Origin of the sequence: Streptomyces sp. NPDC016845, assembly GCF_044332585.1 — a bacterium.
Classification (GTDB): domain Bacteria; phylum Actinomycetota; class Actinomycetes; order Streptomycetales; family Streptomycetaceae; genus Streptomyces.
Window position 1 is genome coordinate 592,319 of the sequence record NZ_JBIRPI010000003.1, and the last position, 12,462, is coordinate 604,780.

A 12,462-nucleotide genomic window follows, 5' to 3' on the forward strand; every position below is an offset into this window, starting at 1 on the left:
CCCGCGAGTGCACGTACTTCACAAACACGACCCGCGGCTTCCTGGCCGGTGCCCCGGCAGGGGCGCTGATCACGGCATCAGGCCTAGAGGCAAGGGTGACGGTCGCCCCCTCCCGCCTCCGCTCGTCGGGCAGCGAGGCCCGCCGCCTCCTCTCGGACAGCGCGCGTGCCCGCGAATGGGGCGGGGGCGGAAAGCCGGAGCGCACGTTGGAGAAGGCGCTCAGTCGGACGTCAGCGTGGGTGGCGGGGGACCTTGGGCAGTTCGCGCCGGGGAGGTATTTGGTCTGAGGACAATTGGCCGATCTGCGTCGCATGGCTGGTTCGTAGGCGCGATGGTTCCACTCTGAGGTAAAGCAGGGGTCAAGATTGACCTTGCTATGCCCGTATCTAGGATCTTTTGCCCTGCCCGTGAAGATCCTTTGCCCTTCCTGTGGTGATCGTCTGCATGAGACGGTCCTCCGCGTAAGCGGTGGCGCCAGTTCGTGGGAGGGGTAGGCGCCGGCGCATGCCATACGGGGGCTCGCGGAAGCGGTGATCGTCGTCTGTCGTGCCCATGGTTGATGCTGCCGAACGGCGAATAGATTGTTGGGCATTGACAATGAGATGGCGCGCAGACGTCGGCAGACGCCGACGACGCATGCGGGACGCTGTCACCCGAGGCATCGGTGGGACAGCGCTCCTGACTGCGGCAGCCGTGGTGATGGGGCTCGTACAAGCCCCGGCCGCGGCGGCAGACTCCCAACCCGAGGAAGACACCGGGTACTACCGCAACACCATCGGGCAGACCGCCCGACTCGATCGCTGTCTCGCAGGTGTGGCGCTGCATTTCGGCGGCGCCAAGATGAAGGCCAAGGCTATCGAGGGCCTGTCCGGCACGGCGGCCGAACTGCGGACCGTGGTCGGCGATGTCGGCTGGATCGGCCTGGGCCCGCTCGGGCAGGCAAGGGACGGCGACGGCGACGACGCGCTCGATTACCGCGAGACGCTGAAGGGCCGTTCCACAGCCCTCGAGGACGCCAACAAGCCGTACGCCTCCTCTGCGTACGCCAGCCCGGACATGCAGTGGCATGCGCCGGAGTTCGACGCGGACATCCTTCAGTTCACTCTTTTTACTCAGGACGAGATGTCCGGCCGGCTCGGCTGGGAGGGACACAGCACCGCCAGCAAGGAAGCTGTCGCCCGAGCCGAGCAGATCACCGAGCAGAACCGGGGCGAGGACAGCTGGCACGACTCCGCCGCTGACTTCATGCTCAGGGAAGAAAACACGCGCCCCTACGCGTTCTCCGGCGGGACTACAGGCAGCGACATCGCGTCGTACCTCAAGCACGGCGGCTTTCTGAAGGAGACCCCGGCCGAAGGCTCCGCTGAGTATCGAATAGTTGTCGAGGACCTGAAGCAGGCTTGGGCGGCCTGTGACTACCAGAACCCGGTCGACATGCGTCGTGTCCTCAACGCTCCGTTGATGACCGCCATGACCGAGTGGGAGACGGAGTACGCCGCCCAAGCCGCTCCGCGTGCCACGATCGTCAATGCGGAGGCGGCCGCTGCTGCTGCCACCCGAGCGGCCACGGACGACATGCTCAAGGCCATCGGGCAGGCGTGGCGGGCAGACCAGATCCTGACGTGGCGCAAGTTCTGGCAGGACCGTCTGGCTGCCGAGCCAGACGTCTTGGGCGCACCTGGGCAAGCGCTGTACGACCGGGCCGATGCCGATATGGCCGCGATCCGAAAGACCGTTCAAACCCTGGTGACGTCGGCCGGCCAGCATGCCGCCGACGCTGCGGCCGCTGCCCAGAAGGCGGCGACGGCGCAGCAGCAAGCCTGGGGCATCGCCGACGCCGGCAATGTTCCGCGCGGTCGCGGTCTCGCGTACGCCCAGCAGTCGGTTCAGGTCGCCCGCGCCTCCGGCGCCGCGTCCGAAGCCGCCGCGAAGGCCACACGCACCGCCCTGGAGGCGGTCAACGCGACCGTGGCCGACAGCGACACGCTGCTCGCCGCGGCGCAGACCCAGTCTCACGCCATCAACACCGAGTTCCGGCGGATCGCCGCGCAGGAGGCCGCCGCACAGGCGAAGGCCGCCGCGGACACCGCAGACGCGGAGGCGAAGGCCGCTACGACGAGCGCCTCCGACGCGAAGAAAGCGCAGGCCACGGCCGAGGAGAAGAGCGGTCAGGCGCACGACGCGGCCGCCACGGCGCAGACGAAGCGGGCCGAGTCCGAGCTTGAGCACGCGACGGCAGTGGCTTCGCGTGCCACGGCCGCCACGCAGCGGACCAAGGCACAGCAGTCCGAGAAGGACGCCGACACCCGAAAGACGGCGGCCGACCAGGCCAAGACCACAGCCGCGACAGCAGCGACGACCGCCAAGGCAAAGCGCACCACAGCGGACGCCAAGGCCAAGGCTGCCGCCACCGCCCGCGCGCAGGCCGCCGCCGCGCTGCAGAAGAAGCAGGCAACGGCAGCACGCGCCGCCGCCCTGGCTGCGGCCGCCGCAGCAGCGGCCGGAACCGCTACCGCCGCCGAGACGAAGCAGGCGGCCGAGAAGGCACGCACCGCAGCGCAGGAAGCAGCTGGGGCAGCCACCGCGGCTCAGACGGCTTCGCAGGAGGCCGTAGCTGCCGCTGTTACGGCCCGGTCGGCCGCGACCGTAGCGGAGGGGGCCGCGAAGAGGGCCCAAGCCGGTGCCGACAAGGCGTGGTCCGCCTACCTCAGCGCGACCGGCGCCGCTGCCGACGCCCATGTTGCTGCCGCGCGCGCCCTGGACGATGCACAGGACGCTGCCATCAGGTCCGACAATGCCGCCACTGCCTCCGAGAACGCCACCGAAGCGGCCAAGAAGGCGGCGCAGGAATCCAGCAGCGCTGGGGTCGAGGCGGCAGCGGCTGTCGCTACCGCGGGCACCGCTGTCGGGCGGGCATACGCAGCCGGACAGTCCGCACTCGCGGCACGCGACAGTGCCGGGCAGGTCATCGCCGCCGCCAACGAAGCGGTGTCCATCGGTACCGCGTACCAAGAGACGGATGCGTCGGCTGCCTTTGCGGCCCTCGTTGGCCAGAACTCGAAGTCCCTGGCCGAGCAGCAGGCCGCCGCGGCCGAAGCCAAGGCGGCGGAAGCCTCTCGGGCGGCGGAGGCTGCCCAGAAGGCAGCCGCACAAGCGGACGGTGACGCCAAGCTGGCTGCCGAAGCCGCAGCCCAGGCGGCTGTCGATTCCGTACGTGCTGCTGAGGCTGTCGAGCGTGCCCAAGCCTCCTCGGCTCAGGCTGCGACCGCACAGAAGGCGGCACAGAAAGCCGCTGAGTCGGCTTCCTCCTACGCTACACAAGCCGGAGCGGATGCGGTCAGCGCCCGCAACACGGCCGACGCAACGCAGAACGAGGCCACTCAGGCAGACCGCGAGGCCACCGAGGCCGAGCGCAGTGCCGCCCGCGCCAGTGAGGTGGCCGAGCGCGCCTCCAGCGCCGCCGACAAGGCCGACAGCAAGGCGACCCAGGCAGAGCAGGACGCCAAGGACGCTGAGGCCAAGGCGGCCGACGCCGACGCCAACAGCAACGCGGCCGAGCAGGACGCCGCCAAGGCCGAACAGGAGAAGAGAGAACAGAACGAGGCCGACCGGCAGGAGGCGCTGAAGAACGGCAACACCGCCATCGCCGGAGGGGCGGGTAATTGGCCGGCCCTGGGCGACACCGAGGAGCAGATTCTCCTCGACAAGTGCGGACAGACCTGCGTCGACGACTACCGCAATGGGCTGAAAGCCGTCTCCGTCGACCTCGTCGATTGGGTCGCAGACCACGGTGGACAGATCCTGCTCGACGAACTCGGCGCCACTAAGGTGAAGCAGTGCCTCGCCCTGGACGGCACCGAGGACTGCCTGTGGTCGCAGCTCGACATCGCCGCCGAGGCTGTGATCGTCGGACGGATCCCTGCGCTCTCCGAGGCTGCGGAGAAGGTGAGCGACGGTGTCCGCGATGTCCTGCTCGACGCATACGACGCCGAAGGTCGGCTCACCGAACTGACCCGGCTCATCAGTAAGGTGCGCAGCACACCCCGGCTTGAACAGTGTCTGGCCGGAGTGGCCCTGCACGTCGGTGGCTCGAACATGAAGGCCAAGGCCATCGAGGGCCTGACTGGCACCGCTGGGGAACTGCACGCCATCATCGGCGACAGCTCCTTCATCGGTCTGGAGCCTCTCGGCCAGGCCAGGGACAAGGACACTGCCGCCGGCTTCGACTATCGGGACAGTTCCGCAAGCCGTAAGTCTGCGTTGGAGGACGCCAACCGTCCCTACGCGATGAGTTCGTTCAGCGATGACATCTCGCTGCACGCGCCCGAATTCGACAAGCAGATTCTCCAATTCACCCTCTCAACCCAGGCCGAGCTTGCGGGCCGGCTCGGCTGGGACGGCCACTCCAACGCCGGTCCCGAGGCCATCGCACAGGCCAAGAAGATCACTGAGGAAAACCGGGGCAAGGACTCCTGGAACGACTTCGCGGCAGACATCATGCTGCGTGACGGGAACGTGACCAATCCCCGCTTCTCGGGCGGTACCACGGCCACCGACATCGCCGGTTACCTCCAACACGGAGGCTTCCTCATGGCCCCGCCGGCCACGGACTCCGCTGAGTACCGCGTCGAGGTGGAGAACCTCAAGCAGGCCTGGTCGTCCTGCGACCACCAGGACCCGGTCGACCCGCACAACGCCCTGGCCTCCGTCGTCGCCACGGCGACGGCCGAGTGGAAAGCGGAGTACGCCTCGCAGGCCGCACCGCGCGCCGTGATCGTCCAAGCCGAGGCGGACGCGGCAGCCGCGACCCGTGAGGCCAGCGACGACATGGTCGAAGCCGTCGGCCAGGCGTGGCTCGCCGAGCAGATTCTGCTGTGGCAGAAGTACTGGCACGACTACCCGGACAGCACGCTCAAGCCCAAGAAGGCGCTGTTCGACCGGGCCAATGCCGACCTCGCGCGCGCTCGGGGCAAGGTCCAGGCCCTGGTCACCTCGGCGAAGCAGTACTCCACCGCCGCCCAGTCCGCCGCCACCCGCGCGGTGACCGCGCAGCAGCAGGCGTACGACATCGCCGACGCGAACAAGGTGCCCCGTGGCCGTGGCCTGAGCTATGCCCAGCAGTCGGTGCAGGTGGCCCGCGCTTCGGGGGCGGCAGCCCAAGCCGCTGCCAAGGCGACCGAAACGGCCTTGAACGCGGCCAACGCCACGGTCGCGGACTCCAAGACGTTGTATGCGCTGGCGCAGACTCAGACGCATGCGCTGAACACGGAGTTCCGTCGTATCGCGGCACAGGAGGCGGCCGCCCAGGCGAAGGCATCGGCTGACTCCGCCGAGGCATACGCGACGGCCGCCGCCGCCAACGCCAAGACGGCCAAGGACGCGCAGGCCGTTGCCGCGGCGCAGAAGGATATCGCTAAGAAGGAGGCAGAAAACGCCGCTGCCAAGGCCCTGGTGGCCGAGGCTGAGCGGGCCAATGCCGCCGCCTACCGAGCCACCGCAGCCGACGAACGGCAGAAGGCTGGCGCGGCTGAAGACCGGGCGCAAACCAAGAAGGATGAGGCGAGCGAGGCTCGCGGGGTGGCCGACGCAGCGGCCGGTACCGCCGAGGGCCGATATCAGACGGCGCTGCGTGCCGAGTCGGACGCCGAATACGCGCGTGACCAGGCGTTTGAGGCGGAGCGGACCCAGAAAGCCTACGAGGCCAGAGCCGCTGCCCTGGAATCGGCCGCCGCAGCCGCCGTGGGTACCGAGGCGGCCGGGGAGGCGCAACAGGCCGCGAATGAGGCGCGAGCCGCTGCCAATCAGGCAGCGACGGCTGCTTCGGGGGCCCGCGCGGCAGCCGCAGAGGCGACCACGGCGGCGACGAACGCTCGCGCTGCCGCGACCAACGCGGAGTCAAGTGCTGCGAAGTCGCGCACCGCTTCAAACGATGCCTGGTCCTCGTACTGGAACGCCTCCAGTGCAGCAGCGACTGCGCACGTGGCCGCAGCTGAGGCTATCGACGCTGCCGAGGCGGCGTCTGCCAACGCCGAGGCAGCCGGTAAGGAGGCCGCGAACGCGAAGAAGCAGGCGGCTATAGCGCACGACAATGCTGTCATCGCGCATGCCGAGGCGATCGCAACGGCAAAATCCGCCGCTGAGACGGCCGGTCACGCCTACGCCACTACCCAGGCGGCGCTCGCGGCTCGAGACACAGCGACGCAGACTGCGGCGAGTGCCAACACGGCAATTGCCGTCGGTACTCCGTACAAGGAATCCGATTCTGCAGCGGCGTTTGCGGTGTTGACGGGCCAACAGGCCCTGACCACAGCGGAGCAGCAGGCGCTTGCGGCGCAGGCGAAGTCGGACGAGGCCCAGCGCATGGCCAAGGAGGCGAAAGCTCTCGCCGATCAGGCCGCGAAGGATGACAAGGCCGCCGCGGACGCCGCAGCCAGTGCTGCCGGTGATGCCGCGCGAGCCCTGACCGCATTTAAGAATGCGCAGAAGTCCGCGGCGGAGGCCAAGGCCGCCGCGTCCTCGGCGCAGAAGCTCGCCAACGAGGCAGACGGCTATGCGGCGCAGGCCGGCAGTAGTGCTGTGGCCGCAGATGTCTCGGCGAGTAGCGCCGAGAGTGAGGCGGCTGCGGCAGACCGGGAGGCCACTGCCGCTGAGCATGATGCGGCGAGCGCACGTCAGGCTGCGTCGGACGCGACGGACGAGGCAGACGCCGCGGACTTCTCCGCCCGCATGGCCCAGTCCCACGCTAGTGCCGCCAAGGACGCAGCCGATAACGCGAATGAGGCTGCTTCGGACGCCCAGGCGTCAGCCGATCGTGCCGAAAAAGCGGAACGGGAGAGACTCGCCGAGGAACGTCGGCTGGCCATGGCGAACGGAGATACCGGCGCGTACGGCGGCTCGCCCGACACGCTGTCCGCCAACGACCGGGCTCTGCTGCTGCAGATCTGCGGCCAGTCCTGCGTGGACGACTGGGATGCCGCCAATAAGTCGGTCTCCCAGACGGTCGTTGACTGGCTCAAGGCCAATGGCGCAGACATCTTGCTGGAGTTCATCGGCGTCAACGACATCAAGCGCTGCTTTGGTGAAGGCGATATAGAGAGCTGTCTGTGGACGCTGGTCGATGTCGGAAGCTTGGTGCTGGTAGTCGGCAAGCTTCCGAAGGTCGCGAAGGCGATCACCACGGTCACCTCGGGCATCGGAAGATTCTTCGAGCGAGCTCAGTTGGGTAAGCGCACCCTTGAGCACTTGCGCAAGGTTCTTGAGGAGTACCGCAAGAACCCTGACCGGGGTTCTATTAAATTGCCCGGAGGTTCTAACCCGTGCACTCACCCCGGGGCGAAAGAGTGCAAGAACATCGAATTCCCGTACAAAAACGCTGACGGCTCCTGGGTGAAGGGCCGGGATTGGCTCGGATCCGACAACAAGTACCACGTGCCTGACGGTGCCAAGGGCGTCGACGTCTACGACGTCGCCAGCGACCCGATGTTCAAGGAGCGCATTACGGACATCGACTACGTTAAGGACGGCATTCTCTGGGAGGAGAAGTCGGTCTCGTATCCAATGGATGTGGCTGGACAAAAGAAATGGATCGACAAACACATTCCGGACAAGGTCAAGAAGTACCTAGATGCGCGCCGATTCGTCAAGGGATATGAGAACGCCCCGATCGGGTTCCGTTTCGACCCTGAGGCGCTCAAGAGCAACCCCGGTCTGAAGAAGTTGGTCGAGGACTACATGCACCAGATGCGCATCAAGTACGACGTCGACATCCGTATATGGTGGGTGGAATGAGTTACATTTTCACGGTCGACGCAACTGACGAGGACGTGTGGGAACCCTCCTTGGACATCGGAAAATTGTTCATGGGGGGAGTCGAGGCCCTGGGCAAGCGCGTCCTCCGCGTGCCCATGGGGCTGGATGATGTCTCCGGTGACTGGGTCAAAGTAGAGCCCCAGCAGTACGGACAGTTCGTCACCCTGGCTCTTCGGCGGAGGGCTGAGACGCGCCACTGGGACATGGTCCAACTCATGGACGGTGTGCTCCCGTTGATGGTTGCGCTCGCGGACAGAATCGGCATCACGGTATCCACGCGCTCGCAGGTGGAGGAGGCCTACCTCGCATGGGCCCGCGATGAGGACCGCAACCTGCTGGGCCACGTCTGGGCCCGGCATGACGGTACGGTCGCTGTTCGGGGGCAGGTGAAGTGAGCTGACCGAATGAGGGCGGCAGCGTAGAAATGGGCGCCCGACTCGTCAGCGAGTCGGGCGCCCCTGTATGGCAGGCAGGCAGGCAGCGTCAGCCGAACTTTGCCAGCTGCGTTTTGATGGTCGTCTCGGGGATGGCACTCTTCTTTGGCGTCAGCATGTTGACCCCGTAGAACGCGGCGATCACACCGCCCTTGCGCACCACCGTGTAAGTCATTGGCACGGTTTGCTTGCCGACAGCGCTGGTGATCCGGTAACCGACGGCGTCGTCCCCTAGCGACGGATCCCTCAACTGGTCGACGCCCTTGTAGGTGAGCCCCAGCGTCTTGAAGCCCTTGGGGCACTTCTTCAGGGACGTCCGTAGGTCGGTCATGACCTGCTTGGCGTTCTTCTTGGAGTGGGCGGCGAGCCACATCGATCCAACGGTGGCGTTTTCCGCCTCCGACGGCTCCAGGGAGCGGTGCTCCACGCTCACGGCCTTGATGTTGGTGTACCCGCCGGCAAGGCTGGCGAGTGGCTGACACTCGGCCTTGTCCGCCTTCATGTCCCGGCCTGCCTCGACGTCAGCCTTGGAAACCTGCTTGAAGTCGAAGCCGGCGCTCTCTCCGGAAAGCGTGGCCTTTTTTAGCTCCTGCGGAGGCAGCGCGCCGATGCGCTTCGCCTCGTCCGCCTTCTTCTTCTCTCCCGTCGAGGCCGCCTTCGTCGGCGAGGGGCTTCTGTCGTGTCCAGTCCCTTCGTCCGTCTCGCTGCTGCACGCGGATATCACCAGAAGGGTCGGCAGTGCGGCGGCAACCGCAAGGGTCTTTCGCAGTCTCATGTTGATTCCTGACATTTCTTACGAGTGACTCTTACGAGCGACGAGTGAGAGTAATGGCGGAATGATCTTACAGAGACAAAAAGGATATCCCTGTTACGGTTTGGCCACATCGGGCCGGGGCTGCAACGCTGCTCAGCCCGACGCTGCTGCCAATCCGCCCAGCAGCAACGCCGTGAACCTGCGGACCCACTCCGCGTCCACCCGCTCCGCGCTGACCAGCGTCCGGTGGACCACCGCGCCCGCTGCCACGTCGAAGATCAGGTCCGCTGTCGCCGCCGCTGCGGCCGGGTCGGGGGAGGTGGGGAGTTCGCCTCGGCGTTCGGCCCGGGCGCGGCCTTCCAGGACGAGACGTTTCTGCCGGTCCACGATCGAGGTGCGGATGCGTTCGCGGAGGGGCGCGTCGCGGGTCGACTCCGCCACTACCGCCATCAGCGCCGTCTTCGTCTCCGGGCGGTCCAGGATCGCCGCGAACTGGAGGACCACGCCCTCGATGTCGGCGGCCAGGGAACCTTTGTCGGGGAGTTCGAGTTCATCGAAGAGGACGGCCACCGCGTCGACCACGAGTTCGTTCTTGCCGGCCCAGCGCCGGTAGAGCGTCGTCTTGGCCACACCCGCCCGCGTCGCCACGTCACCGAGCGTCAGTTTCGACCAGCCGAGGTCGACCAGCGCCGCGCGCGTGGCTTCGAGGATCGCCTCGTCCGCCGCGGCGGACCGCGGCCGGCCGAGTCGACCCGCGCTGGACGACGGCGTGCGGCTCTGCATGGTCGCGACCATACCGGCCAGTAGGTGGGCTGGTGTGCGTGAGCCAGATCACCCGGGCCCGCCCTCCGGTGTCCTGCGTAGGACAGTTACGCTACGAGCCGTAGCGAAAGCTCGATAGTGTGATCTCGCCGCGGCACGACTCCGATCTGCACCCGGAGCCGGTCCGGACGAGCGGCAACCACGGATGCCGGGTGGGGACCCGGTATCACCGGCGCAGGGTGGGGACCCGGCGCCGAACCTTCAGGAAAAGTAGTAGCAGGCCGAGTCCGCTCCGTGTCTCTTCATTGCGTCTCGCAATCCGGCGGGAGGCCACGGAGCGGTACCCGGCCCACAACCGGTCGCGGAGGGGGGAGAATGCACGCATGCAGCCACGGAACATGTCCATGAGCGGAGTCGTCGATCTCGCCGCGGTGAAGGCGGCCCAGGAGGCCAAGGCCAAGGCGGAGCAGGCGCGCGCCGAAGCCGCCCGGCAGGGCGGCGGCCCCGCCGCGGTGTCGCCTTCGAGCCTCGTCATCGACGTCAATGAGGCGGACTTCGAGCGCGACGTACTGCAGCGCTCCACCGAGGTGCCCGTCGTCATCGACTTCTGGGCCGAGTGGTGCGAGCCCTGCAAGCAGCTGAGCCCCCTCCTTGAGCGGCTCACCGTCGAGTACGGCGGGCGCATCGTCCTTGCGAAGATCGACGTCGACGCGAACCAGATGCTGATGCAGCAGTTCGGGGTGCAGGGCATCCCGGCCGTCTTCGCGGTCGTCGCCGGGCAGGCGCTGCCCCTCTTCCAGGGAGCCGCCCCCGAGGCCCAGATCCGCGGCACGCTCGATCAGCTGATCCAGGTCGCCGAGGAGCGCTTCGGGCTCACCGGCATCGCCGTCGACCCGAGCGCGGAGGGCGCGGCCCCGGTCGCCCAGACCCCTCCTCCCGGCCCGTACGACGCGCTGCTCGAAGCCGCCGTCCAGGCGCTCGACGCGGGTGACCTCGGCGGTGCCGTCCAGGCGTACAAGAACGTGCTGTCCGACGACCCCGGCAACACCGAGGCCAAGCTCGGCCTCGGCCAGGCCGAACTGCTCCAGCGGGTGCAGAACCTCGACCCGCAGGCGGTCCGCAGGGACGCCGCCGAGAAGCCCGGCGACGTGCAGGCGCAGATCGCCGCCGCCGACCTGGACCTGGTCGGCGGTCATGTCGAGGATGCTTTCGGCCGACTTGTCGACGCGGTCGCCCGTTCGGCGGGTGACGACCGCACGGCGGCGCGGGTCCGTCTCCTGGAGTTGTTCGAGATCGTCGGGGCGGACGACCCCCGGGTGATCACCGCGCGTACGGCCCTGGCCCGGGTTCTTTTCTGAGCTGGTAGCGCCCTCTTCCTAAACCCGCGGCATGTGGTGCCGAAGTGAAAATTCCGCCCGCAGGGGCTCACAGCGGCTGCGTTTTACCAAAACTTGGTAAACGCGGCCGCTGTTACTTGGAGTAAGTCGAAGGCATCCTTCCGCCCGATTTCATACCGGTATCAACCTCTTTGCCGCCGCAGTAGGCGGCACCCTGTGTTGCTGTCCGATGTCGGGCCGTCGTGGCGTGGTTACTCGTCCGTTACCCATGAGTAACGAACCCCCTTGTGCGAGCGCCGGGAATGCACCACGATCGGGCACGCTCGGTCCACTTCCTCACTTTCCCGACAGCCGGTCGGGCGCCGGGGATTCTGGGTCCCCACCGAGCAGGCCGACGGTGAAGCCTTGGGGAGCGCCGGCGGTCTGGGACAGGGGGGTCTCGGCCAATTACGGCTGAGCCTGTCCAGCAGGTTGCGCGTGATGGATCAGGTGCGACCAGTGGTTGTCGCTCGGGGGTGATCGCCGGTGATCAAGGTGCGAATCAGCGCCTCCGACACAGGCGCTCTCCTTCCCGAGGACGTAGCACTTCTCCCATCCCTGCCCGGCTGAGCCGCCTAGAGGGGCGAGTCAGGGCCGGAGATGTACGTCCGAGAAGGAGGAAACAACAGTCATGACTTCCGTGGCTCGTGGTGGAACAAGATGGAAGCGGTTCGCCGTTGTCATGGTGCCGAGCGTCGCGGCCACCGCGGCGATAGGCGTTGCGCTCTCGCAGGGCGCGCTTGCGGCATCGTTCAGTGTGTCGGGTCAGTCGTTCAAGGTGCACGTCGACAAGCTCGACGCCAGGGGCATGGTTCAGTACGGGGCCATCGACGCCGAGGCGAACGGGACCGTTCACCCGGTCTCCGTCTCGGCGTTCAAGAAGGCCGACCTCACCAACATGTGCCAGTCCGTGGTGACGCACCTGCCGGGCCTCGGCGACATCACGCTGGTGCTGAAGGCCGGTGGCGGCGGTACGCCGGCGCATGCCGACAACATCTACATCGATGTCGCGCAGCTCAAGGCCGACGCCGAGTTCCGGGACATCAACATTGGTGTCGCCGCCGGGGAGTCCACCAAGGGCCCCGGCATGAAGGGCGGCAAGGAGCAGGCCGACAAGAACGGCTTCGCCCAGGAGGCGCGGCGCGCCATCCTGACCGACGTCGACCAGACCGCTTGGGCGACGAGCGCCGGCACCTTCAAGCTCAACGGGCTCAACATGAGCCTGAAGAAGGGCAGCGGCAAGGGTATCGAGTGCTACTAGGCCTCACCGCCTAGCGATCACCCGCACCGCATCGCACGGAGGGGCGCGGGGGCATGGCCTGCATCG

Annotated in this window: 6 protein-coding genes; 4 read left to right on the forward strand and 2 right to left on the reverse strand. The window is 67.3% G+C overall.

Features of this window, described 5'->3' with window-relative positions; all coding sequences use genetic code 11:
• Positions 1–699: 699 nt before the first annotated feature.
• On the forward strand, positions 700–7,788 hold the full coding sequence (locus ACH4RC_RS13090) for a hypothetical protein (protein WP_398199224.1): 7,089 nt from the start codon (positions 700–702) through the stop codon (positions 7,786–7,788).
• On the forward strand, positions 7,785–8,204 hold the full coding sequence (locus ACH4RC_RS13095; RefSeq protein ID WP_398199086.1) for a DUF6086 family protein: 420 nt from the start codon (positions 7,785–7,787) through the stop codon (positions 8,202–8,204). The genes ACH4RC_RS13090 and ACH4RC_RS13095 overlap by 4 nt, the downstream gene beginning before the upstream one ends.
• Positions 8,205–8,292: 88 nt before the next feature.
• Here ACH4RC_RS13095 and ACH4RC_RS13100 read toward each other — a convergent pair whose 3' ends face one another.
• Both ACH4RC_RS13100 and ACH4RC_RS13105 read right to left on the reverse strand, forming a co-directional pair.
• Positions 8,293–9,018, reverse strand: a complete 726-nt coding sequence (locus tag ACH4RC_RS13100) for a hypothetical protein (protein WP_398199088.1) — start codon at positions 9,016–9,018, stop codon at positions 8,293–8,295.
• 132 nt (positions 9,019–9,150) lie between these two features.
• Complete coding sequence (locus ACH4RC_RS13105; RefSeq protein ID WP_398199089.1) at positions 9,151–9,780, reverse strand: TetR/AcrR family transcriptional regulator; 630 nt, start codon at positions 9,778–9,780, stop codon at positions 9,151–9,153.
• A gap of 362 nt (positions 9,781–10,142) precedes the next feature.
• Between ACH4RC_RS13105 and ACH4RC_RS13110 the strand changes: the two genes are divergently transcribed.
• Positions 10,143–11,117, forward strand: a complete 975-nt coding sequence (locus ACH4RC_RS13110; RefSeq protein WP_398199091.1) for a tetratricopeptide repeat protein — start codon at positions 10,143–10,145, stop codon at positions 11,115–11,117.
• A gap of 649 nt (positions 11,118–11,766) precedes the next feature.
• On the forward strand, positions 11,767–12,396 hold the full coding sequence (locus ACH4RC_RS13115) for a DUF6230 family protein (protein ID WP_398199094.1): 630 nt from the start codon (positions 11,767–11,769) through the stop codon (positions 12,394–12,396).
• Positions 12,397–12,462: the final 66 nt, after the last annotated feature.

What these genes read in the sequence shown, in the direction of transcription:
- ACH4RC_RS13090 (WP_398199224.1), top strand. Translation starts at nt 700, where the DNA reads ATGGGGCTCGTACAAGCCCCGGCCGCGGCGGCAGACTCCCAACCCGAG.
- ACH4RC_RS13095 (WP_398199086.1), top strand. Translation starts at nt 7,785, where the DNA reads ATGAGTTACATTTTCACGGTCGACGCAACTGACGAGGACGTGTGGGAA.
- ACH4RC_RS13100 (WP_398199088.1), bottom strand. Translation starts at nt 9,018, where the DNA reads ATGAGACTGCGAAAGACCCTTGCGGTTGCCGCCGCACTGCCGACCCTT.
- ACH4RC_RS13105 (WP_398199089.1), bottom strand. Translation starts at nt 9,780, where the DNA reads ATGCAGAGCCGCACGCCGTCGTCCAGCGCGGGTCGACTCGGCCGGCCG.
- ACH4RC_RS13110 (WP_398199091.1), top strand. Translation starts at nt 10,143, where the DNA reads ATGCAGCCACGGAACATGTCCATGAGCGGAGTCGTCGATCTCGCCGCG.
- ACH4RC_RS13115 (WP_398199094.1), top strand. Translation starts at nt 11,767, where the DNA reads ATGACTTCCGTGGCTCGTGGTGGAACAAGATGGAAGCGGTTCGCCGTT.